The organism is Mycobacterium sp. GA-2829 (assembly GCF_001499965.1).
Classification (GTDB): domain Bacteria; phylum Actinomycetota; class Actinomycetes; order Mycobacteriales; family Mycobacteriaceae; genus Mycobacterium.
Map to the genome: position 1 here is coordinate 61465 of NZ_LQIT01000002.1, position 22541 is coordinate 84005.

Annotated in this window: 21 protein-coding genes; 10 read left to right on the forward strand and 11 right to left on the reverse strand. The window is 68.8% G+C overall.

All coding sequences use genetic code 11. From position 1 onward, the window contains the following. Positions 1-6 precede the first annotated feature (6 nt). Positions 7-720 (forward strand): SDR family NAD(P)-dependent oxidoreductase, encoded by a 714-nt coding sequence (locus tag AU194_RS02140; RefSeq protein ID WP_059087579.1) that lies wholly within the window; start codon positions 7-9, stop codon positions 718-720. 42 nt (positions 721-762) lie between these two features. Here the strand turns inward: AU194_RS02140 and AU194_RS02145 are convergent, their stop codons facing one another. Genes AU194_RS02145 through AU194_RS02165 form a run of 5 tightly spaced genes read right to left on the reverse strand, consistent with a single transcriptional unit; the run spans position 763 to position 4682 of the window. Next, positions 763-1179, reverse strand: a complete 417-nt coding sequence (locus tag AU194_RS02145) for a SufE family protein (RefSeq protein WP_059087580.1) — start codon at positions 1177-1179, stop codon at positions 763-765. After that, positions 1176-2072: a sulfurtransferase gene (locus AU194_RS02150; protein ID WP_059087581.1), complete on the reverse strand. Its 897-nt coding sequence runs from the start codon at positions 2070-2072 to the stop codon at positions 1176-1178. Before AU194_RS02150 ends, AU194_RS02145 begins: the two co-directional genes overlap by 4 nt. Before the next feature lie 43 nt (positions 2073-2115). Next, positions 2116-2745, reverse strand: a complete 630-nt coding sequence (locus AU194_RS02155) for a nucleoside triphosphate pyrophosphatase (RefSeq protein WP_059087582.1) — start codon at positions 2743-2745, stop codon at positions 2116-2118. Beyond that, positions 2742-3020 carry an acyl-CoA carboxylase epsilon subunit gene (locus tag AU194_RS02160; RefSeq protein WP_059087583.1) on the reverse strand — a complete coding sequence of 93 codons (279 nt, stop codon included), beginning with the start codon at positions 3018-3020 and terminating at the stop codon, positions 2742-2744. The genes AU194_RS02155 and AU194_RS02160 overlap by 4 nt, the downstream gene beginning before the upstream one ends. A gap of 24 nt (positions 3021-3044) precedes the next feature. After that, positions 3045-4682, reverse strand: coding sequence for an acyl-CoA carboxylase subunit beta (locus AU194_RS02165; RefSeq protein WP_059087584.1), 1638 nt, complete (start codon positions 4680-4682; stop codon positions 3045-3047). A gap of 515 nt (positions 4683-5197) precedes the next feature. On the opposite strand from AU194_RS02165, the gene AU194_RS02170 reads away from it, so the two are divergent. Both AU194_RS02170 and AU194_RS02175 read left to right on the forward strand, forming a co-directional pair. Continuing rightward, positions 5198-6688 carry a sugar transferase gene (locus tag AU194_RS02170; protein ID WP_059087585.1) on the forward strand — a complete coding sequence of 497 codons (1491 nt, stop codon included), beginning with the start codon at positions 5198-5200 and terminating at the stop codon, positions 6686-6688. A 43-nt stretch (positions 6689-6731) separates the two neighbouring features. After that, positions 6732-7250 carry a PH domain-containing protein gene (locus AU194_RS02175; protein ID WP_059087586.1) on the forward strand — a complete coding sequence of 173 codons (519 nt, stop codon included), beginning with the start codon at positions 6732-6734 and terminating at the stop codon, positions 7248-7250. On the opposite strand, the gene AU194_RS02180 is transcribed toward AU194_RS02175, so the two are convergent. Continuing rightward, positions 7205-7885, reverse strand: coding sequence for a GtrA family protein (locus tag AU194_RS02180; protein WP_059087587.1), 681 nt, complete (start codon positions 7883-7885; stop codon positions 7205-7207). The genes AU194_RS02175 and AU194_RS02180 overlap by 46 nt on opposite strands. Before the next feature lie 141 nt (positions 7886-8026). Between AU194_RS02180 and AU194_RS02185 the strand changes: the two genes are divergently transcribed. From AU194_RS02185 to AU194_RS02195, 3 genes are read left to right on the forward strand one after another with little or no spacing between them, the layout of a single operon-like run. Beyond that, the gene (locus AU194_RS02185) at positions 8027-9268 is read left to right on the forward strand and encodes a 5-(carboxyamino)imidazole ribonucleotide synthase (protein ID WP_082698438.1); all 1242 of its coding nucleotides are present in this window, start codon (positions 8027-8029) and stop codon (positions 9266-9268) included. Then, on the forward strand, positions 9265-9777 hold the full coding sequence (purE, locus tag AU194_RS02190) for a 5-(carboxyamino)imidazole ribonucleotide mutase (RefSeq protein WP_255374821.1): 513 nt from the start codon (positions 9265-9267) through the stop codon (positions 9775-9777). Before AU194_RS02185 ends, purE begins: the two co-directional genes overlap by 4 nt. A gap of 39 nt (positions 9778-9816) precedes the next feature. Next, a complete protein-coding gene (locus AU194_RS02195; RefSeq protein ID WP_059087588.1) occupies positions 9817-10983 on the forward strand; it encodes an acyl-CoA dehydrogenase in 1167 nt (388 codons plus the stop codon). A 13-nt stretch (positions 10984-10996) separates the two neighbouring features. On the opposite strand, the gene AU194_RS02200 is transcribed toward AU194_RS02195, so the two are convergent. The 5 genes from AU194_RS02200 to AU194_RS02220 form a co-directional block, all read right to left on the reverse strand. Next, entirely contained in the window at positions 10997-12418 is a 1422-nt protein-coding gene (locus tag AU194_RS02200; protein WP_059087589.1) for a sugar transferase, read from the reverse strand. Then, the gene (locus AU194_RS02205) at positions 12411-13736 is read right to left on the reverse strand and encodes an FAD-dependent oxidoreductase (RefSeq protein ID WP_059087590.1); all 1326 of its coding nucleotides are present in this window, start codon (positions 13734-13736) and stop codon (positions 12411-12413) included. Before AU194_RS02205 ends, AU194_RS02200 begins: the two co-directional genes overlap by 8 nt. Further along, positions 13737-14534, reverse strand: coding sequence for a glycosyltransferase (locus AU194_RS02210; RefSeq protein WP_059087591.1), 798 nt, complete (start codon positions 14532-14534; stop codon positions 13737-13739). 592 nt (positions 14535-15126) lie between these two features. After that, a complete protein-coding gene (locus tag AU194_RS02215) occupies positions 15127-15936 on the reverse strand; it encodes a biotin--[acetyl-CoA-carboxylase] ligase (protein WP_059087592.1) in 810 nt (269 codons plus the stop codon). Further along, the gene (locus AU194_RS02220; protein WP_231743124.1) at positions 15882-17231 is read right to left on the reverse strand and encodes a glycosyltransferase family 87 protein; all 1350 of its coding nucleotides are present in this window, start codon (positions 17229-17231) and stop codon (positions 15882-15884) included. The genes AU194_RS02215 and AU194_RS02220 overlap by 55 nt, the downstream gene beginning before the upstream one ends. 195 nt (positions 17232-17426) lie before the next feature. Here AU194_RS02220 and AU194_RS02225 point away from each other — a divergent pair, with 195 nt between their 5' ends. From AU194_RS02225 to AU194_RS02240, 4 genes are all read left to right on the forward strand, one after another. Beyond that, the gene (locus AU194_RS02225) at positions 17427-18401 is read left to right on the forward strand and encodes a glycosyltransferase family 2 protein (RefSeq protein ID WP_231743125.1); all 975 of its coding nucleotides are present in this window, start codon (positions 17427-17429) and stop codon (positions 18399-18401) included. Continuing rightward, positions 18398-19723, forward strand: a complete 1326-nt coding sequence (locus AU194_RS02230) for a teichoic acid transporter (RefSeq protein ID WP_059087593.1) — start codon at positions 18398-18400, stop codon at positions 19721-19723. Before AU194_RS02225 ends, AU194_RS02230 begins: the two co-directional genes overlap by 4 nt. A 215-nt stretch (positions 19724-19938) precedes the next feature. Beyond that, complete coding sequence (locus AU194_RS02235; protein ID WP_059087594.1) at positions 19939-21213, forward strand: hypothetical protein; 1275 nt, start codon at positions 19939-19941, stop codon at positions 21211-21213. Beyond that, the gene (locus tag AU194_RS02240; RefSeq protein ID WP_059087595.1) at positions 21210-22532 is read left to right on the forward strand and encodes an O-antigen polymerase; all 1323 of its coding nucleotides are present in this window, start codon (positions 21210-21212) and stop codon (positions 22530-22532) included. Before AU194_RS02235 ends, AU194_RS02240 begins: the two co-directional genes overlap by 4 nt. The last annotated feature ends 9 nt before the right edge of the window (positions 22533-22541 follow it).

Consider the following 22541-nt stretch of genomic DNA (forward strand, 5'->3'; position numbering starts at 1 on the left):
GGGCACATGAAAATTCAGGGAGCGACCGCATTGGTGACGGGATCGAATCGGGGTATCGGGCATCACTTCGCCGCGGAATTGGTCGAGCGCGGTGCCAGGGTCTACGCCACGGCACGCCGTCCCGAGCTAGTGACCGTTCCCGGCGTGGAAGCAATCCGCCTCGACATCACCGACCAGTCATCGGTCGACGCGGTCGCCGCACTGGCCGGCGATGTGAACCTGCTGATCAACAACGCCGCTGACACCGCGGGTGGCAACCTGCTGACCGCAGACCTACGCGCGATCAGGTCGACGATGGACTCGAACTACTACGGCACCCTCGCGATGATCCGCGCGTTCGCGCCGATCCTTGCCCGCAACGGTGGGGGAGCGATCCTCAACGTCCTGTCGGCGGTGGCGTGGAACACCGTCGACGGGAACACGGCCTACGCGGCCGCCAAGTCGGCGCAGTGGGGATTGACGAATGGCGTCAGAGTCGAACTGGCCCCACAGGGGACTCAGGTCGTTGCGCTCGTGCCCGGCCTGGTGGGCACGCCGACGCTTTACGACTTCGCGGAACGTCAGGGCATCGAATTCCCCGACGGCACAGTGACAGACCCCGCTGATCTCGTCCGGCTGGCACTCGACGGCCTCGAAGCCGGCGAGGTCGAGATCCTGGACCCGTTGGGAGCCGAGGCGAAAGCGAGTCTCGCTGGGCCGCCCCGCGCACTCGCGTTGTAGGGGTGGAGCCTCGAGCCGCTCGGTCTCGGCGGGTTTCAGCGCTCAGGCGTCGCGCAGGCGGCGTTTGATGCGCGTGAGCATCGCCGACATCCCGCGCAGCCGCAGCGGGCTGATCAGCTTGGCCAACCCCAACTCGGTGTAGAAATCGTCCGGTACGGCGAGGATGTCACCGGCCGACTGTTCGTCGAGCCCCGTGGCCAGGATCGCCGCGAACCCGCGGGTGGTCGGCGCCTCGGCGGGTGCGCTGAAGTACAGCCGCACCCGGTCACGGTCGGCGGCGTCGACGTGCAGGAACAGCGGCGACTGGCATTCGGGCACCGGCTCCATCGCCGCCTCTTCGAGCTCGGTGGGCAGCGCGGGCAGCTCGTCGGCGAACTCCAGGAGCAGGCGCAGCTTGTCCTGCCCCTGCACCTCCTGGAATTCCGAGACGACCTCGGCGAGAGCGGCCGGCATGGTCATGACGACGCGGGCGCCTCACCCGGATCGGGTCCGACCGCGACGGGCACGCGCACGGCGTTACCCCATTCGGTCCACGAACCGTCGTAGTTGCGCACGCCCGGCAGGCCGAGCAGATGGGTCAGCACGAACCAGGTGTGGCTGGAGCGTTCGCCGATGCGGCAGTACACGACGGTCTCGTCGTCGGGCTGCAGGAAGCTGTAGAGCTCCTCGAGTTCGGCGCGGGACCGGAACTGCCCGTTGTCCTTGGCGGCTTTGCTCCACGGGATCGACCGCGCGGTGGGGATGTGCCCGCCGCGCAGCGCACCCTCTTCGGGATAGTCCGGCATGTGGGTGCGTTCACCGGTGTACTCCGCGGGGGAGCGGACGTCGATGAGCGGCTGCTTGCCCAGGATCCCCAGCACGTCCTGGCGGTAGGCCCGGATCGGGGCGTCGTCCCGTTCGACGACGGGGTAGCCGCTGGTCTGCTTGTTGGGCACGTCGAGCGTGGTGTCGCGGCCGTCGGAGATCCACAGATCGCGGCCGCCGTCGAGCAGGCGGACGTCGGGGTGACCGAACAGCGTGAACACCCACAGGGCGTAGGCCGCCCACCAGTTGCTCTTGTCGCCGTAGATCACCACGGTGTCGTCGCGGCCGATGCCCTTGCGGTCCATCAGCGCGGCGAACTGCTCGCCGTCGATGTAGTCGCGCACGTTCGGATCGTTGAGGTCGACGTGCCAGTCGATCTTCACCGCGCCGGGGATGTGGCCGGTGTCGTAGAGCAGGACGTCCTCGTCGGACTCGACGATGGCCAGCCCCGGCCGGCCGAGGTTGCTGGCCAGCCAGTCGGCGGTGACCAGGCGTTCGGGGTGGGCGTAGTCGGCGAGTTTCGGGCTGGGATCAGGTGGCAGCGGCACGGAAACGAGCCTACCGCCGGATGGCACGGTGTCGGGTGCCTGGTCAGCGGGTCCAGAGCGCGGGCACCGACAGGCCGATCCGCTCCAGCATCCGTCGCACCAGCGGCAGGCTCAGCCCGATGACGTTCGACGGGTCGCCGTCGATGCCGTCGAGGAACCACCCGCCGAGGCCGTCGAGGGTGAAACCGCCTGCGACGCCAAGCGGTTCGCCGCTGGCGATGTAGGCGTCGAGATCGGCCGGGTCCGGCGTGCCGAACCGCACGGTGGTGGCCGCCGCCTCGACGTCAGGCGCGTCGGCGACGCCCTCGCGCACCCGGACGACGCAGTGCCCGGTGTAGAGGTGCCCGCTGTGTCCGGCCATCGCCTGCCACTGTGCCCGCGCGGCTTCCGCCGTACCGGGTTTGCCGGTGAGCCTGCCGTCGAGCAGCAGCATGGAATCGCAGCCGACGACCACGCAGTCGGCCGCGACGTCGGCAGGGAGCGCCTCGACCACGCTGGCGGCCTTCGCCTCCGCCAGCGCGCACACCACCTCGTCCGGTGGTGCCGCGGCACCGAGGCGCGCGACGATCGCATCCTCGTCGACGCCGGAGACGACGACCAGCGGGTCGATTCCGGCCTGGCGCAACACCTGCAGCCGGCCCGTCGACGCGGAGCCCAGGACGAGCCTGGTCACCTTCTCATCTGGGTGCGCTCCAACAGCGTCACCCGCTGCCAGCTGGTGACGTCGTAGCGCAGCTTGCCCACCGGATGACCCCAGGGGTTGAACTCCTGCGGGCCCGGTTCGGCGTGTCCGCCACCCGCACCGGCGAGCACAGCCGCGAGCGCGGCGATGTCCTCGTCGGAGGGCTGCCCCTTGAGCACCTGGATGTGCGGATCGGGGGCGGGCGGAAGGTCGATGGTCAGCTGACGGTGATCGCTGACCTCGGTGATGTCGGTGTCCTGCGACATGTGCGTTGCTCCTCAGCCGGCGATCTACAGGGGGATGTTGCCGTGCTTCTTGGGCGGCGTCTGGGTGATCTTGCGTTCCAGCAGTCGCAGTGCGGTGGCGATGTAGCCGCGGGTGTGCGAGGGCTGGATGACCGCGTCGACGTAGCCGCGCTCGGCGGCGATGTACGGGTTGACCAGCGTGTCCTCGTACTCCTGCTGCAGCTGCAGACGCAGGGCGTCCACGTCCTCGCCCTTGGCGGCCGCCTCCTTGAGCTGCTGGCGGTACACGAACCCGACCGCACCCGAGGCGCCCATGACCGCGATCTGCGCCGTCGGCCACGCGACGTTGACGTCGCAGCCCATGTCCTTGGAGCCCATGACGCAGTACGCGCCGCCGTAGGCCTTGCGGGTGATGACGGTGATCTTGGCGACGGTGGCCTCGCCGTAGGCGTAGAGCAGTTTGGCGCCGCGGCGGATGATGCCGTTGTACTCCTGCTCGGTGCCGGGCAGGAAGCCCGGGACGTCGACGAGCATGACGATCGGGATGTTGAAGCAGTCGCAGGTCCGCACGAAGCGCGCGGCCTTCTCGGAGGCGTTGATGTCGAGGCAGCCGGCGAACTGGGTGGGCTGGTTGGCCACGATGCCGACCGGGCGGCCGTCGATGCGGCCGAAGCCGACGACGATGTTGCTCGCGTAGCCCTCCTGGACCTCCAGGAACTCGTCGTCGTCGAGGATCCGGGTGATGACCTCGTGCATGTCGTACGGCTGGTTCGGCGAGTCCGGGATCAGCGTGTCCAGTTCGAGGTCCTCGTCGGTGAGGGTCTCCTCGATCGGGCCCACCGGCGCGGACGACGGGTAGCGCGGCGGATCGGCGTGGTTGTTCGGAGGCAGGTACGACAGCAGGTCGCGGACGTAGTCGAAGGCGTCCTGCTCACCGGAGGCGACGTAGTGCGCCAGACCCGACTTCGCCATGTGGGTGTGGCCGCCGCCCAGCTCCTCCATGGTGACCTCTTCACCGGTGACCGTCTTGATGACGTCGGGGCCGGTGATGAACATCTGGCTGGTCTTGTCGACCATGATCACGAAGTCGGTGAGCGCGGGGGAGTAGACGTGCCCGCCCGCCGCGGCGCCCATGATCAGCGAGATCTGCGGGATCACGCCGGAGGCCTTGATGTTGTTGTGGAAGATGCGGCTGTAGAGGCCCAGCGAGACCACACCCTCCTGGATGCGGGCGCCTGCGCCGTCGTTGATGCCGATCAGGGGGCGGCCGGTCTTGATGGCCAGCTCCTGCACCTTGACGATCTTCTCGCCGTAGACCTCGCCGAGGCTGCCGCCGAAGACGGTGGCGTCCTGGCTGAAGATGCAGACCTCGCGGCCGTCGATGGTGCCGTAGCCGGTCACCACGCCGTCGCCGGTCGGCCGGTTCTTGTCGAGCCCGAAGTTCTTGCTGCGGTGCTTGGCGAGCGCGTCGAGTTCGACGAACGAGTCCTCGTCGAGCAGGGCGAGGATGCGCTCACGGGCGGTCAGCTTGCCCTTGGCGTGCACCTTCTCCACGGCGGCCTCGCCCACCGGGTGCTGTGCCTCCTCGACTCGCTTGCGCAGATCGGCCAGCTTGCCTGCGGTGGTGTGGATGTCGATCTCGTGGGCGCCGGAGGGCGCGGAAGGATCCGTCACGCTCGTCATGGCAGTGATGCTATAGACCCCGCCGCGGCCACTTTCACGATGCCCTTAGAAATCGGACAGCCGGTCCTTAAAGTCGCAGGTCGGGCGTGTGTCTACCCCTCGTGTGAGCCGAGTTGTCCAGCAAACGCATCGAAGTGTCGCAGGTCACCGCAGCAACGCGTAGCGCTTTATGCGAGGAATGCGAAATGAAAATCGGAATGCGCGAATAGTGCCGCACCTCGCCGGGTATCGGAATAACACCGGGCATGATGCGGTGGCCGAGATTCTCTTGCGCCCGCAAGATCTTGCCATTGACGCTAGCGTAAGTCAATCTATGCGGGCACTGAGAGTGGATCATGCAGCGTGCGGGCGCCTCGGCGGCTGCGCCGGGCGTCGGGACGCCTCGGTGACGGGCGGCGAAACACGAATTTACAAACGAATTATCGGTCCGCCGCGCGCGATCGTGATCGTCTTGAGATGATCATGTGAAGTCGGTTAGAGTCGGGCGGGAGTAATTGAACACTGGGGGGGACCGCATGACCGCGGTGAATGACGATCTTGATTTGACAGCAAAGGTGGTAGCCGAGCCGGGGAGGGTGCCACTCTGGCAGCGCGGCTATGCGCGTCGCCTGGTCGTCCTGGATCTCGTCGCCGTCATCCTCGCCGTCGGCGCAGCTCAGTGGCTTCGTTTCGGAAGCCTGCCGGGTGAGACGGACACCTATCCGAATCTCGCGTATTCGCTGCTTTCGGTGATCATCGCCGTGGCGTGGATGCTGGCAATGTCCATCAACCGTGCGCGATCGCCCCGGGTGATCGGTTCGGGCGCCGAGGAGTACCGGCGGGTGTGGCTCGCCACGCTCGCGGTGTTCGGTGGCGTGGCCATCGTCTCCATGCTCTTCAAGCTCAACATCGCCCGCGGCTACCTGATGATCGCGCTGCCGATCGGGCTCGTCACCCTGGTCCTGTTCCGGTGGATCGCCCGCCAGGTCGTCGGCTCGCTGCGGGAGAAGTATGGCCGCTGCATCACCCGCCTCCTCGTGGTCGGCAACCCGCACGCGATCCGCGATCTCACCAGATCGCTTGCCCGCGAATCGAAGTCGGAATACCTCGTGGTCGGGGCCTGCGTGCCCAGCGGATTCGCCAAACCCAGCATCGAGGTCCCCGGCGTCGGCGCCATCCCCACTTTCGGTGACGAGACCAACGTCGTCGGCGCGGTGACCGCCACCAAGAGCCACGCCGTCGCGGTCACCGCGACCGAGCGGCTCGACGGCCGCGGTATGCGCAACCTGTCCTGGGAGCTGGAGAAGCTCGACATCGACCTGCTAGTCGCGCCCGGCGTCGTCGACGTCGCAGGCCCGCGGCTGACCATGCGGCCGGTCGCCGGACTTCCACTGATCCACGTCGAGAAGCCGCAGTACAACGGCGCCAAGCGCTTCCAGAAGCGGCTGTTCGACATGGTCTTCGCCAGCACCGTGCTGCTGCTCGGCTCGCCGATCCTGATCGCCGTCGCGATCGCGGTCAAGCTCACCAGCAAGGGCCCGGTCTTCTACCGGTCCGAGCGCATCGGCCTCGACGGTCAGCCGTTCGAGATGATCAAGTTCCGCACCATGGTCCAGGGCGCCGACCGGATGCTGCCGGAACTGGCCGCGCTCAACGAGAGCCAAGGCGGGGTGCTGTTCAAGATCCGCGAGGATCCCCGCGTCACCCCGCTGGGCCGGATCCTGCGCAAGTTCAGCATCGACGAGCTGCCGCAGTTCATCAACGTCCTCAAGCGCGATATGAGCGTCGTCGGGCCGCGTCCGCCGCTGGCGCGCGAGGTCAAGACCTACGACGACCACGTCAAGCGCCGCCTGTTGGTGCGGCCGGGGATCACCGGTCTGTGGCAGGTCAGCGGGCGTTCGGACCTGTCGTGGGAGGACTCGGTGCGCCTCGACCTGTTCTACGTCGAGAACTGGTCGATGATCTCCGACCTGCAGATCGCGTTCAAGACCGTGAAGGCGATGCTCGGCCACTCCGGCGCGTACTGAGCGATAGCCGTCGGCCGACCCCACCGCTGAGTACAGTGCTGCCGTGGGTTACCCCGACAACGTGCTGGCCAGAGACGAACAGGTGGTGCTGCACCGGCATCCGCACTGGAAGCGGTTGACCGGTGCGGTGCTGGTCCTGCTGTTCACCTGCGCGGCCGCCGCGTTCATCGCGGGTTACGTCAACACCCTCGCGTGGGACGCCACCGCGAAGAACGTGATCTTCCTGGTCATCGCCGGCATCTGGCTGGTGCTGATCGGCTGGCTGACGGTGTGGCCGTTCCTGAACTGGTGGACGACGCACTTCGTCATCACCGACCGCCGGGTGATGTTCCGGCACGGACTGCTCACCCGGTCGGGTATCGACATCCCGCTCGCGCGGATCAACAGTGTGGAGTTCCGGCACGGTCTGCTCGACCGCATCCTGCGCACCGGGACGCTGGTCATCGAATCAGCGGCGCAGGATCCGCTCGAGTTCCACGACATCCCGCGCGTGGAACACGTGCATTCACTGCTGTATCACGAAGTCTTCGACACCCTGGGGTCCGAGGAGTCACCGAGCTGATCGGATCGCCGGGATGACCGGCGCAGCGGGGTGACGGTGCCCGTCGGCTCTTCGGGGGCCGCACCGGTGTGGTGTTCGGCGACGTCCTCCATGGCCTCGGCGAAACCACCGCTGGTCAGCGTGGACTCCAGCGCCTTGTCCGGGGCACGGCCGAACTCGTCCGGGAAGACCCAGCGCCGGAACGCCCAGAACCGGAACGCCATCTGCAGCAGGTTGCCCAGGATGTAGGCGGAGATGAAGTCGGCGATGTTCTCGACGGTCAGCGAGACCTCGGGCACCCGCAGGCCCAGCACGTAGCTCGAGAAGTACAGCGGGAGCATGCTCAACAGCACGCCCACACCGCTGAATCCGAAGAACAACAGGGCCTCGTGATGTCGCTCACGTCCACCGCGGTCGCGGAAACTCCACTCCCGATTGAGGATGTAGGAGGCGATGACCGCGACGATCCCGGCGATGATCTTGGCGGTCACCGGCTTGGGTTCGAGGATCGTCAGCTTCAACGTGAAGAAGATCGCCGAATCGATGACGAAGGTGGTCGCGCCGACGATCGCGAACTTGATCAGCTCGTGGTGCCGTTCGGCGAACGGCCGCAACGGTCGCGGCAGCCGTTTGATCGTCGCATCGGCGAATGACACAAGGACGAAGTCTACGGAAGAGACAGGGGCCCTGTCGTATCGCAGTCGTATCGCTGCCGCCCCGCCGGGCGGGTCGCCGCTCGGCCGCCGGTCTTCGTTCCTGGTCAAAGAGCCCGGTCGGCGTCATGACACCATAGGCGCGTGCCGAGTATCACCTCTTCCCCCTCGCCGCCCGTGGTGGCCATGATCGGCGGCGGCCAACTCGCCAGGATGACCCACCAGGCGGCGATCGCGCTGGGACAGACCCTGCGCGTGCTGGCCACCGACCCGCAGGAGCCCGCCGCGCAGGTGACACCCGATGTGGTGCTCGGGTCCCATACCGACCTCGACGCGTTGCGGCGGGCGGCCGCGGGCGCGACGGTGCTCACCTTCGACCACGAACACGTGCCCACCGAGATGCTGGAGACCCTGCAGGCCGAGGGGGTCAACGTCGCGCCACCGCCGGAGGCGCTGGTGCACGCCCAGGACAAGTTGGTGATGCGGCGCAGGCTCGACGCGATGGGAGCGCCGATCCCGCGGTACACCGCCGTCGGCAGCGTCGAGGACGTCGTCGCCTTCTCCGCCGAGGTCGGCGGACCGGTCGTGCTCAAGACGATCCGCGGCGGATACGACGGCCGCGGTGTGGTGCTGGCCGCGAACGTCGACGAGGCGCGCGAGGCGGCCGCCCGCTACCTCGCCGACGGCGTGCCGATCCTGGCGGAGGAACGCGTCGAGATGCGCCGCGAACTGGCCGCACTGGTCGCACGGTCGCCGTTCGGACAGGGTGCGGCCTGGCCGGTGGTCGAGACCGTGCAGCGCGACGGGATCTGCGTGACCGTGCTCGCGCCCGCCCCCGAACTGTCCGACGACCTCCGGTCGAGCGCACAGGAGCTGGCGTTGCGGCTGGCCGCCGAACTCGGCGTCGTCGGGTTGCTCGCGGTCGAACTCTTCGAGACCGCCGACGGCAGGCTGCTCGTCAACGAGCTTGCGATGCGCCCGCACAACTCCGGCCACTGGAGTATGGACGGATCGGTCACCAGCCAGTTCGAACAGCACGTGCGCGCGGTGCTCGACTACCCGCTCGGCGATACCGCGCTGCTGGCGCCGGCCACCGTGATGGCCAACGTGCTCGGTGCGCCGCAGACCCCCGCGATGTCGATGGACGAACGCGTGCACCACCTGTTCGCTCGGATGCCCGACGCGAAGGTGCACCTGTACGGCAAGGGGGAGCGGCCCGGCCGCAAGATCGGCCACGTCAACCTCACCGGCGACGACATCGCAACATTGCGTGAGCGCGCCGAACGCGCCGCGCACTGGTTGTCCCACGCGGAGTGGACCGACGGCTGGGATCCGCACGGTGCCGATGTCCGAGATGTGAACTTTCCGGAAGGGATCACGAGGTGAACGCACCTGCTCCGCGCGTCGGGCTCATCATGGGCAGCGACAGCGACTGGTCGGTGATGGAGGCCGCCGCCGAGGCGCTCGCCGAGTTCGAGGTGCCGTTCGAGGTCGGCGTCGTCTCGGCGCACCGCACCCCCGGCCGGATGCTCGACTACGCCCGCACCGCCGCCGACCGCGGTATCGGAGTGGTCATCGCCGGGGCGGGCGGAGCGGCCCACCTGCCGGGGATGGTCGCCGCGGCCACACCGCTGCCGGTGATCGGCGTGCCGGTGCCTCTGGCGCGGCTGGACGGGATGGACTCGCTGCTGTCGATCGTGCAGATGCCCGCCGGGGTGCCGGTGGCCACGGTGTCGATCGGCGGTGCGCGCAACGCCGGGCTGCTCGCGGTGCGCATCCTCGGGGCCGCCGATTCCGCACTGCGGGACCGGATGACCCGCTTCCAGGAAGACCTCGAACGAATGGTGCTGGAGAAGGATGAAGCACTGCGGAACCGGATACTCGGTGGGGAGTGACCGCAGGTAAAGTTACCGGCGAGTAGCAAGGAGGCCCACATGGCTGGATGGACCGGAAACCCGTCGTTCGACGTGTTCCAGTTGCCCGAGGAGCACGAGGAACTGCGCGCGGCGATCCGCGCCCTCGCCGAGAAGGAGATCGCGCCGCACGCGGCCGAGGTCGACGAGCAGATGCGCTTCCCTGAGGAAGCCCTGCAGGCGCTCAACAATTCGGGCTTCAACGCGGTGCACGTGCCCGAGGAGTACGGCGGTCAGGGCGCCGATTCGGTGGCGGCGTGCATCGTGATCGAGGAAGTAGCCCGGGTCGACGCCTCGGCGTCGCTGATCCCGGCCGTGAACAAGCTCGGCACGATGGGGCTGATCCTGCGCGGCTCCGACGAGCTCAAGCAGAAGGTGCTGCCCGACCTGGTCGACGGCAAGTTGGCCTCGTACGCACTCTCCGAGCGCGAGGCCGGCAGCGATGCGGCCTCCATGCGCACCCGCGCCAAGGCCGACGGCGACGACTGGATCCTCAACGGCGCCAAGGCCTGGATCACCAACGGCGGCAAGTCGTCCTGGTACACCGTCATGGCGGTGACCGATCCCGACAAGGGCGCCAACGGCATCTCGGCGTTCATGGTGCACATCGACGACGAGGGTTTCACCATCGGGCCCAAGGAGCGCAAGCTCGGCATCAAGGGATCACCGACCACCGAGCTGTACTTCGAGAACTGCCGCATCCCCGGTGACCGCATCGTCGGCGAGCCGGGCACCGGCTTCAAGACCGCGCTCGCGACGCTCGACCACACCCGGCCGACCATCGGCGCCCAGGCCGTCGGCATCGCGCAGGGTGCGGTGGACGCCGCCATCGCATATACCAAGGACCGCAAGCAGTTCGGTAAGTCGATCAGCGACTTCCAGGGTGTGCAGTTCATGCTCGCCGACATGGCGATGAAGGTGGAGGCCGCCCGGCTGATGGTCTACTCGGCCGCAGCGCGCGCCGAACGCGGCGAGGGCAACCTCGGATTCATCTCGGCGGCGAGCAAGTGCTTCGCCTCCGACGTCGCGATGGAGGTGACCACCGACGCCGTGCAGCTGTTCGGCGGCGCGGGCTACACGGCCGACTTCCCGGTCGAGCGGTTCATGCGCGACGCCAAGATCACCCAGATCTACGAGGGTACCAACCAGATTCAGCGGATGGTGATGTCGCGCGCGCTGTTGCGCTGAGGCACACCGGCGGTCAGTAGGCGCCGTGGCCGCGGGCCACGGTGACCGCTGTCCTCGCGAGGATCCGCAGATCCTGGTCCACTGACCAGTTCTCGACGTAGTACAGGTCGAGCCGGACCCGGTCCTGTTCGCTGATGTCGGATCGGCCCGAGACCTGCCACAGCCCGGTCATCCCCGGTTTCACCAGCAGCCTGCGCTGGACGAAGCCGGGGAACTCGGCCCCCTCCCCGTCGACCATCGGCCGCGGCCCGATCAGGCTCATATCACCGGTGAGGACGTTGATCAGCTGGGGCAGTTCGTCGAGGCTGGTGCGGCGCAACACCCTGCCGATCCGGGTGATCCGGGGGTCGCGCTCCCATTTGTAGAACGCCCCGTCCTTGCCGGACTGTGTGCGCACCTCGGCGAGACGGGAGTCGGCGTCGGGGTGCATGGACCGGAACTTCCACATGCGGAACGGTTTTCCGTGCCTGCCGACACGGGTGGGTCGGTAGAACACCGGGCCGCCGTCCTCGACTTTGACCAGCACGGCGATGACCGCGAAGAGCGGCGCGCTCACGATGAGCAACACCGCGGACAGGATGCGGTCGAACAACGCCTTGCCCAACGCGGACACCGACGAGTAGCCCGGTTCGTCGACCCGCAGCAGCGAAAGTCCGCTCAGCCGTTCCAGACTCAGTTTGGGCTGGGCGATCGCCGCCACGCCGGGGACCACCATCAGGTCGATCCCGTAGGGGTGCAGCGCCCACCGCAGATCGCGTAGACATTCGTCGCTCAACCGGTCCGCGGACGTGATAACCACCGCTTCGGCTTGGTTGACGCGCGCGAGTTCGGTGATCTCGGCGGTGTCCACAACGGGCTCCTCGCTGCGGTCGCCGAGCAGATCGGAACCACCTGTGGCGCCGACCAATTCGCTCGAGCGGGCACCGAGGCCGTGGAAGGCCACCACCTCGTAACCCGCCCGCGCATCGCCGGCCACGGCGGCCGCGACCCGGTCTGCCTCGGCGCGGGTGCCTGCCAGCAGCAGCCGGGTGCGGGGCCCGTCCGGGCGGGTGCGTTGCCGGACGAGGACGACGGTGCAGACCAGATGTGCCAGCACACATCCGCCGAGGCCCGCCGCGATCGCGATCAGCAGGGTCTGGCGGGGGAGCGGGCTTCCGGTCACCAGCAGGACCACGGCGACCAGGCCGAGTAGCTTGCCGGTGGCCACCAGCAGCCGCTTGAACTCCTCGAAACCGCGGCCGAGCACCTTGGCGTCCGCGGACTTCTGCGCCGCCAGCAGAACCGCCCACGCCGCCACCATGCCGACACCGAACACGACGCGCACCCACGTCTGATGGTGTACGGCGACATCGGTGCTCACCGCGACGGCGAGCGCGGTGCCGCCGGACACGCTGAGGATCTCGGCGGTGCGCACCGTGACGCTGTGGTCAGGCATTGACCACCGTCCGGTCGAAGGCTCCACGGCTGTCGAGCACCTCGCGCACGACCTGTTCGGCGAGACCGACCGATGAGTTCCAGCTCGTGACGTCGGGATAGATCTGGGCGGTGGTGGCCAGGAACACGTTGGTACTGCCGACGCGGACCGCGGGCATCCGAGCGTGGTAGCCCAGCGTCGGGATCGGTTCGACGAACGGCGCTTTGAAGATCCGGACGTCCTCGATGGTGCCCAGTCGGTCGGGGTAGAGCGCACGCAGCTGGGCCGACCAGCGCCGTGCGATATCGGCGTCCGGTTCGGCGAACAACGCCGAATCCCGGCCGCAGTAGTGCATGACGTACACCAGCGATCGGCCGCCGTAACGCTCGGTGCCGGTGAGTGCCGACATCTCCACGACACCGTCGAAATCGGTGCCGCAGTTGATGACCGGCGCCCAGTAGTGACCGTCGAGTGGCCGGTCCAGGAGGAAGACCGCGTTCACCACACCCTGGTAGTCCAGTCGCACCTGCGGCAGCTGCGCCCGCAGCGGTTCGTCGGCGAGCGTGCGCAACAACGGTATCGGCACCGTGGACACGACCGACTGCGCGGCGATCTCCTCGCCGGTCGCCAGCCGGACCGTCACGCCGTGTCCGTCGGTCGATACCTCCCGCACACTGACACCCAGATCGATTCGGCCCTTGGTGGATTCGATCGCCGTCCGCAGCCGGTCGACGATCACCGTGTAGGTGCCCGCGGGGTAACCCCTGGTCGCGACGTTGCTCTCCCGGCCCAACCGCTGGTAGAGGTAGCGGGCGGGGACCTCGCCGAACGCGTCGCCGAACTTCGCGCCGAACAATGGTTTGAGCAGCCGCTGCCACACGGTGTCGCCGTAGACGCCACGCAGCCAGTCCTCGGTCCTGGTGTTGTCGAGATCCTTGCCGCGGCCGAGCCTGCGCAACAGCAGTGACACGGCGCCGAACCGGATCCGGTGGCTCAACCGCAGCGGGCTGAAGCGCAGGAGGTCCACCGCGCTGTTGAACGCGAAGCGACGACCGTCGATATTCATGCCCATCGTGGTCTGCTGCCAGCGGATGGTGTCGCCGAGCCCGAGTTCGTCGAGCAGGGGCAGCAGATGTTCGTCGGTCGGCATCACACAGTGGTAGAACCGCTCGATCTCGATGCCGCCGATCTCGCCACCCATGCCCAGTCCGCCGAGCCGGTCGGCGCTCTCGACGAGGCGCACGGGGACCGCGGCGCGGCTGAGTCGATAGGCCGCCGTGAGGCCCGAGATGCCGCCGCCGATGACGACGACGGGTCGTTGTCCGGCCGGTGTGGACATCTAGACCTGCCGGTAGGGCGCGGGCGTGAACGATTCGCGGACAAGCAGTTTGAAGTACTGCCGGAGAGTGCGGGCCAACTTCAGCTTGCTCGCGCCCTGTTTGCGGTCGTACTGCAGGACCAGCGGCACCTCGGCGATGCGCGGATTGCAGTGCCGCAGTTTGAGCAGCAGTTCGACCATGCAGGCGAAGCCCTGTTCGACGACGAGGCGCTCACCCCAGTGACCGGTCGCCCTGCGCAGCAGCGAGACGCGGTAGGCGCGGTAACCGCTGGTGAAGTCGCGGACCCCGTCGATTTTGGCGACCGTGCGGAACATGTGCGCCGCCCCTCGGGACATCACCCGGCGCAACGGCGGGGCCGTGGTGTCGTCGCCGCCGTCGGTGAAGCGGGAGCAGATCGCGATGTCGGCGCCGTTGTCGATCTCACGGACCAGCGCGGTCACCAGCGTGGGGTCGTGGGTGTCGTCGGCGTCCATCACCACGAGGACGTCGTCGTCGGATGCGGTCGCCAACACGGACCGCAGCCCGGTCTGAATCGCTTGGCCCAGACCGAGATTGACCTCGTGGCTGACGACGTTCACCGTCAGGCTCTCGGGTCCGTCGGCCGCGACGGCGGCGGTGCCGTCCGCCGAACCGTCGTCGATGACCCAGACGGTGAGCGGTTGGGTCGCGGCGAGGCGGTCGATGCGTTCGAGGAGGGGGCGCAGGGATCCCTCCTCGTTGTACGCCGGCAGCACGATGTGCACCTGCTTGTGGCGCACTGCGGTGTCGACGTGGTCCCGGACGAGCGTGTCGGTCATGGCGATCCTTCGGGGTTCTGGTGCCACTGTGCGGGTGGCGGAGCGGTTGAGTTCGGCGGTCGGTGTGCTCGTGCGCGGTGTCGGTGGGCCGCCGGCCGATACGTCCGTGGCAACGCATCGACGCTCAGCGGTGCGGCCCACGTCAACGTCACAGACACGCGCTCTCGTGGCGGTGCCAGACGACGTCGACCGGGTGTTGCTGTCCATTTTGTGTTCGCTCGTGCGAATACAGCTAATAACTACACCACGCTAACGGCATTCGCACAATGAAGAGACGTACGTCACAACATGCGGTCATCTAGGTTTGCGTCGGAACGCGGTGGGTAGATGCGAAGCGCCCTGATCTGTGGTTTCAGTGCGTATGCAGGCATCGGCGCGATTGCCGACGTCCGGCATCGGCGTCAATTTCGTGGGCGGGCGGCACGTGCGCCGACTTGATTACGTGTCGTCGAAGTGCGATCACAGCATCGGTTCATGACAAAGCTGTGACGGGTGTGGCGCTCGCGCCTGCTCGATGCGACGGGCAGGGCGACGGCTCGTCCGGCCGCGCGCAGATGTTCGCGAACGCAGCAAAGTGGACGAGCGGTGCGGGTCAGTTCGGGCGGTCGGGGCGCAGGTGGGTGATGTCGCCTGCGGCGACGGTCACGGTGTGGGCTCCGGACCGGATGGTCAAGCGGCCGAGCTCATCGATGTCGGTGGCGGTGCCCCGCAGCTGCCGGTCCCCGGGCAGGGTGGCGGTGACGTCCCGGCCGAGTGTGAGGCTGTGACGGCGGTAGTCGGCGATCAGTTCCGCGTCGGCGCCGCGGGCGGCGCCCCAGCGGGCGATGCGTTCGCCGAGGTGTCGCAGCAGCGCCGCGGCGAGCGCATTGCGGTCGACGTTGCGGGCGCCGAGCATGCGTAACGACGTCGCCCTGGTGTCAGGTGCATCAGCGGCGCTCAGGGTGACGTTGAGCCCGACGCCGACGACCACCACCGACTGCGGCGCCGCGACTTCGGCGAGGATCCCCGCCAGTTTGCCCTCGCCGACGAGGACGTCGTTCGGCCACTTGAGTCCCGCCTCGACGCCCGACACCTCGGACACGGCGTCCCGGACGGCGACCCCGGTGAGCAGCGGCAGCCACCCCCAGGCATCCGGCGGGACACCGGCGGTGTCGACCGCCACGGACATCGCGAGTTGGGAGCCGGGGGGCGCGGTCCACCGCCGCCCGTGCCTACCGCGTCCGGCGCTCTGGTAATCGGTGATCAGGACGGACCCGGCGATGTCCTCCCCGGCCGCCGCGCGGGCCAGGAGATCGGCGTTGGTCGACCCTGTTTCGTCGACGACGTCGAGGCGACGCCACGGCGTCGTCAGCGACTCACGAAGTGTCGCGACGTCCAGCGGGCGCGGGTTCTCGGTGTCCACTCGGTCGAGCCTAGATCCGGTGGTCTCCGGCCGATCCGCCAGAGTCCGAACGCCAGCGCGGCGGTCCCGAGGAGCAGCAGGATGCGCATCACCGCGATCGTCGTCCCGGGCCCCACCACGACGTCGATGGGATGCCAGCGCGCCGCGAAGGCCGCGATGCCGAGCGCGGCAAGGCCCGGAAGCATCGCGCGGCGGACGTCGCGATCACCGGCCCTGCACACGGTCGTGCCGGCCAGCGCGGTGGGTGCCAGGAGCCACATCGCGTCGTAGCTGATGTGGTAGAAGGCCAGCAGCGCGATGCTCAACGCCAACACCACACCGATGAGCGGCAGGCCGAGGCGCTCGGCCGCGCGGACCGCGACGACCATCGCGATCACACCGGCCGCCAGACCGGCCACCGTCGCCCACCCGCCCACCGATAGCCCGTGGTCCAGTGCGCTGCCGACGACGTCGATCCGCTCCCCGAGATACTCGACGGCGCGACGCGCGGACGACCCACCGGCATTGCCCGCGAGGGTATGCAACCACGGGATCAGTCCGGACGGTCCACCCGCGGCCCACACCGCGACGGCGAGCGAGACGCCGCCCGCCAACGTGGCGCCGAAAGCGGCTGTACGCCAGCGCTTCTGAGCGAGCAAGATGATGACGACGAACAACCCGATGTGCGGTTTGAGACACGTGACCGCCGTACACAGCACCGCCACGGACGGCCGCCTGGTCAGCAGCGCGGGGGCGGCGAGCAGTCCGTAGAGCACCGAGGGCTGCCCGTAGCCGACGGCGTCGGCGACGGTGCGTGCCAGCCACAGCACCGTGACCCCGGCCGCGGCCGCGGTGAGCCGCTCGGCGCGGTCGACGGGCGCGGGGACCCGCCACTGCTGCAGACAGCGGGCGCCCGCCCATGCGCCGACCGCGACGACGACCGCGACGTTCACCACGACCGCGAGGGTCACCGCCATCTGCCACGGCAGCGCGCCGAACGGCAGCCACAACGCGAGATGACCGGGTGCGTAGGTCGGAAAGTCCTGGGCGAACGGGAACTGAGCGGCGTAGGCCGCGCCGTCGTACGGATCGCCGCCTGCGAGAAGCCATTTCGTCGGCAGCCAGATGGTGTCGCGGAAATCGACCATCGCGGCGTCCCGGCATCCCGGTGTCGGGCACGGCGCCTGTGCGTCCCACCGGGTCCGCTCCGACCACACCTTGAGGGCGTTGAAGACGGTGAGCACGATGGCCGCACCCGCGGTGAGTGCCATCGCGACACCGCGGCCGGCGGTGGGCCGGGATGAACGCCCCGCCACGTGGTCTCCTTCCGTCCACACGGATCGTCCGACCACCATAGCGAAACGATTCGCGGGCGCGAACTGTGGCAATGCCTGCCAGCGGGCACCCCCGGCTCGGTGCGGTGTGCGGCGACGTCGGCGGGCCTGCTTCGCGAACGGGTGGGCCGTCGGATGTCGCAGCACCTCAAAAGTGCAGTAAGCTACGGCATCGACGTGACCCACCCACCTCAGAAGGACGTCATCTCCCGTGCGCACGAATCGCCAGCGAACCCCGGAAGCCGGGCAGTGACCCCGCCCAGCGAGGACAACATCGACGGATTTGCCGCTGCGTCCGGTCGTCCGGCGCTCTCGCTGGTCTGCACCACCGTGGGGCGGCCGGATGCGCTGCGGCGCCTCGCGACATCGGTCGCCGAGAGCGAGATGGCCGAGCGCATCGAGTTCGTGCTCGTCGACCAGAGTGCCGGGCAGTCGTGCGCGCAGCTGCTTCGCACGCTGGACCTGCCCGGCCCTGTCCACGTCACGACCAGCGGCAGGGGCGCATCGGCCGGCCGCAACGCCGGGACGCCGCTGGCCACCGCGCCGATCGTGGGCTACCCGGACGACAACTGCTGGTACCCGCCGCGAACCCTGCGCACGGTCGTCGAGATCCTCGCCGAACACCCCGAGTGGGCCGGTGTGGGCGGTATCCAGATCACCGAGGACGGCCGTCCGTCGATGTTGCGGTGGCTCGACCGGTCGGCGGTGATCAGCAGGCGCAACTTCATGCACACCTCGATCTGCTCGACGGTGTTCCTGCGCCGCAGTGCGTTACCGTCGGCGGCGCCGTTCGACGAATCCATCGGCACCGGGTCGGCGGGCCGCCGCGGCGCGGGAGAGGAGTCCGACCTGCTGCTCCGCGTCATCGCAGCCGGACACACCCTCTTCTACCGGCCGGACCTGCACATCTACCAGGACGACCACCGCGACGAGCCGACCGCGGAGTTCATCGAGAAGATGCGCAAGTACGGCGTGGGCAACGGCCATCTGTGGCGCAGGCACCGATTGGCGCCGCACCGGTTGGCCTACTACTCCGCCCGCAAACTGGTCGGGGCGGCGGTACACGCCGCACGCCGCGAACCCGTCCTCGCCCGCGCGGATCTGGCCTTCCTGACCGGTCAGCTGAGGGGCTGGCTGGGCACGGAGTCATGACGCCTGCGACCTCGCAGGACCGCGCCGCGCACTCGGAACTGCGGCGCAGCTTCGGATGGCGGACCGCGGCCGCCGCCGGTGGTCTGCTGTCGACGCTGGTGCTGACGGTGATCGCCTATCGGGCTCTCGACGCGAGGGACGCGGCGGCGTTCTTCGCCATCCTCGCCGCGTTGTCGATCGGCCCGCTGATGGGACGACTCGGTTTGGGGCCGAACGTGATTCGCCTGATGGCCGCCGAAGGGCATCCCGTCCGCCGACGCGCGATCGCCTCGTCTCACCTCGGGGCCACCGCACTGCTGTCGACGGTGAGCGCACCCGTCGTCGCCGTGATCGCCACCTGGTCGCTGCGCGGCCAGGCGCACTATGTGGCCGTGCTGACGCTCGCTGCGACCGCGATCGTCGCCGAATCCGTTCGGCTCACCCTCAGCGATGTGTTCGCGGCCACCGGCCGAGTCCGCGCTTCGGTGGCCACCACCCATCACGTGCGGAGCATGCTGGTGCTGCCCTTGGTCGGGATGGTCGCCTTCGCGGTGCCCGCGCCGACTCTGCTCGAGGTGACGGGGGTCTACACGGTCGTGGCGTGCCTGCAGTTGGGTGTCGCACTGGCCGGCGCGCGAAGCCACCTGACTCTCGCCCGAGGCGGTGTCCCGTTGCGCGGGGCGATAGGCGCAGGCGCCAAGCTGTTCACGCTCGATCTCACAGCGTTCCTCGCACTGTCCGGCACGGTGTGGCTTGCCGCCATCGTGTTCGCCCCCGGTGCGGCGGCGCAGTACTCGGCGGCCGCCACGCTGGCACTACAGGTGACAGTCCTGGAAAGCCTTGCCGCGCTGGCGGTGACGCCGCCCGCGGCGCGGATGTGGGCGGCAGGTGCGCGTGACGAGGTGGTCCGCACGCTGTCGGCGGTCGCAACGCTGAGCACCGCGGTGACCGCCACAGTCGTCGTGGTCCTCGCGGTGGCCGGACCGACCCTGCTCGCCCTCGCCTATGGCGATTCCCTGCGGGCGGCCGGGCCGCTGCTGGTGATCATGGCAGCGGGGGGACTGGCCAAGACGGCGCTCGGTGTGAACGTCACGCTGCTCATCGTCAGCGGACACATCGCCGAGGCTGCCCGTACCGCGGTGGCGGTGCTGGCGGTGACCGTCCCGGCGGCGGTCGTCGCGGCTGTCTGGGGTGGACCGTTCGCCCTGGCGGTGGTGTCGGCGTTGTCGGTGACCGCGATCGCGGTCGCCCAGTGGTGGTGCACGCGGACCACCGTGGGGACGGCGGCGGGTGCACGGATGTGGCCTTGGGAAGCATGGCAAATCGTGAAGACTTCGCGCTGAGATTCTCTGTCCAGTAGGTTGCCGGGTCAAAGAAGGGCATCTACGTCGCTCGATTGGCCGCACAAAGCCCGGATGGCGCGTCGTTCCAGATATGAGTTAGTATGCCGGAACATATTCAGCAACGCCACGCTGCGATGGCGGCACGCCGCGACCCGAAGGGGGTACCACCCTTGCGCGACACACATCCGGCCACGAAGCCCTCAGCGCTGGCGGCAGTGACGAGGAGTTCGGCCAACGCGTGGCTGGTCACCATGACCGTGGTCGCACTCGTCGGCGTTGCCGTCGGCGCCGCGCTCGGCACCGCGCTGTACCACCCGCAGGACGAGGCGCCGACCGCCAGCGCCCAGATCCGCCTGGCACCGCCCGTCGATCTCATGGCCATGGCCACCGGCGCATCGGCCGACCAATCGGCCACCAGCGCAGCCGATTACGTGACCGGGGAGGTGGCCTACCTGTCGGGCCAGGGGTTCGCCCAGGCGCTCGCCACCCGGCTCCGCAAATCAGGTCCCGTGGACTTCACCGTCACCCAGAACGCCACGTCCCCGGTGGTCACCTTGATGGCGACCGGCGCGACGCCGGCCGAGGCGACGCGCATCGTCCGGTCCGCGATCGACCTGTACGCGACCGGTCTGCGCTCCCGCGTCGACGAACAACTCGCGAGCGTGTCCGAGGCGTTCAAACGGTGGACCGCCGAGGCCGCGCGCGACCCCGGGCGCCGCGGCCAGATCGCCGCGCTCCGCGCGAACATCGAACTGCAGGCGACGCGGCCGGGCGGTCTCGACGTCCTGGCACCGCCCAGTGCCGATGAGCACTCCGACACCCACTGGCCGTTCGGCGCGGTATTCGGTGGGCTTCTCGGCGGTGTGCTGGCGCTGGCGGTGCTGACCGGTCACCGCAGTCGCAGCGGCAGGGTGCGGTCCGCCTTCGACGTCGTCGACGCAGTGGATCCGGCTGCGCTGCAGGGCGTCATCGCCCCGGAGGTCGGTCTGGCACGGCTGCGCCGCACCGATGCGGAGTCGCAGACCGCGCGAATGCATCTTGCCCGAACGCTCTTCGCGCAGTGCGCCGCGCCCGCCGATGCGCGCATCGTCGTCGTCGGCGCATCCGCGAGATCGGGCAGCGCGCAGGTCGCGGCGCTCCTCCGGGATGCGGCCGCCGAGGCACACGGCGACGACGGCATCGTGATCGTCGACGCCGGGGCCCTCGGCGAATCGGCGTCCACGACGGCCGAGATCGCCGCCGCGACCGAGGTGGTCCTGGTCGCCCGGCTCAACGTCGACACGGTGGATTCCCTGTCCGCGGTGGTGGCCGCGGCGCGGACTCATCCGGGTGGGGTGAAGGCGGTCCTCACTTTCCAACCGTGGTGGGCGGCACGGTCATCGCGCGCAGGCGGCGATGGTCTCGAGCCCGTCTCACCGGAGGCGGAATCCGCCACGGTCGGGGATCCCGAGCGGAATGGGTCCGCGCCGCACCCGGTGGCCGCGCATTGAGGAACGGCCGGCTGTGGTGGCTGTCGCCGGCCGGTGTCACGCTCACGGTGGCGGCCATCGCGATCACCCTGACCGCGGTGGTGAGTGACGAGCGCTTCCGCACGCTGTGGAAGACGCCGAAATCGATCACCGAATCGATGCTGCTGCTGATGTTCTGCGGAGCACTGGCCATGGCGCTCGGTGCGCTGCTCGTCGGAGCGATCCGACCCACCCGCGCCCCCGCGGGACCGTGGCCCGATCTGCCTGATTCGGTGATGTCGGGCCTGCAGCGGATCAGTACCGCGCTCGTCGCCCTGACGATGGTCGGCTACGCGGGCTTCGGATACCTCATCCTGCGCGCCGGTATCGGGTGGTCGGATCTGGCCGGTGCGGCCGGATACGACGGTGCGACGCCGATCAAGGAAGCGGTCGGCACCGTGCCCGGCGTCACCACGATGACGCAGTTCGGCATCGCGTCGGTGATCGTCTCGACCGTCGTTCTGGCACAGCGCTTCGACCGCGCGGAGCTGGCCAAGCTGCTGGTCGTGCTGGGGGCGGCCGTCCCGCGGGCCTACATCTTCACCGAGCGGCTGGCCATCCTGGAGCTGGTGGTGCCGATCGCGGTGCTCGTCTGCTTCCGGGCCGCGCAGTCACCGCGCTGGCTGCGGCCACTGCGTTACCTTCCGCTGTTCGCGATTCCCGCGGTGCTGCTGTTCTTCTCGGTCTTCGAGTACTTCCGCAGCTGGGAGTTCTTCCGCTCGACCGGGCAGAGTTTCTGGCAGTTCTCCACCGAACGCGTGGCCGGGTACTACGCGACGGCACTCAACAACGGCTACCTCGAGTACACGCACCTCAACGTGCCGACGCGCAGGCCGCTCACGACGCTGCAATTCCTGTGGGACGCACCGGGTGTGCGCAATATCGGTCTTTACGACCAGCTCGCGGGCCGGTTTCCCGGGCGCAACGGGCCCGTACAGGACGCCGATTACGGGTTCGTCCTGCAGCACTACGGCAATCTCGAGTTCAACAACTCCTCCGGTTACGCCGTCCCGTTCCTCGACTACGGCCCCGCAGGCGGGCTGGTGTACTTCCTGATCGTCGGGGTGGTCGCCGGTCTGCTCTACCGTGCTTTCCGCGAGGGCCGCCCCGCGGGTCTGCTCCTGTACCCGGTGCTCTTCGTCGGCCTGCTCGAACTGCCGCGCTACATGCACTGGACCCAGGGCCGCGCGTTCCCCGCGATGGTGGTGTTGGTGGGCATCGCGATCTGGATGCACCGGGCCCTCCGCGATGCCCGGGTCGGTGACGCCCTCAGCGCACGGGTTCCGGCGACCGTGATGTGACGGCGCCGC

Bases quoted from the DNA above. Each gene is read 5' to 3' on its own strand.
- AU194_RS02160 (WP_059087583.1), bottom strand. From the start codon at position 3,020: ATGTCGCAGGACACCGACATCACCGAGGTCAGCGATCACCGTCAGCTG.
- AU194_RS02170 (WP_059087585.1), top strand. From the start codon at position 5,198: ATGACCGCGGTGAATGACGATCTTGATTTGACAGCAAAGGTGGTAGCC.
- AU194_RS02205 (WP_059087590.1), bottom strand. From the start codon at position 13,736: ATGTCCACACCGGCCGGACAACGACCCGTCGTCGTCATCGGCGGCGGC.
- AU194_RS02145 (WP_059087580.1), bottom strand. From the start codon at position 1,179: ATGACCATGCCGGCCGCTCTCGCCGAGGTCGTCTCGGAATTCCAGGAG.
- AU194_RS02140 (WP_059087579.1), top strand. From the start codon at position 7: ATGAAAATTCAGGGAGCGACCGCATTGGTGACGGGATCGAATCGGGGT.
- AU194_RS02210 (WP_059087591.1), bottom strand. From the start codon at position 14,534: ATGACCGACACGCTCGTCCGGGACCACGTCGACACCGCAGTGCGCCAC.
- AU194_RS02195 (WP_059087588.1), top strand. From the start codon at position 9,817: ATGGCTGGATGGACCGGAAACCCGTCGTTCGACGTGTTCCAGTTGCCC.
- AU194_RS02230 (WP_059087593.1), top strand. From the start codon at position 18,398: ATGACGCCTGCGACCTCGCAGGACCGCGCCGCGCACTCGGAACTGCGG.
- AU194_RS02165 (WP_059087584.1), bottom strand. From the start codon at position 4,682: ATGACGAGCGTGACGGATCCTTCCGCGCCCTCCGGCGCCCACGAGATC.
- AU194_RS02200 (WP_059087589.1), bottom strand. From the start codon at position 12,418: ATGCCTGACCACAGCGTCACGGTGCGCACCGCCGAGATCCTCAGCGTG.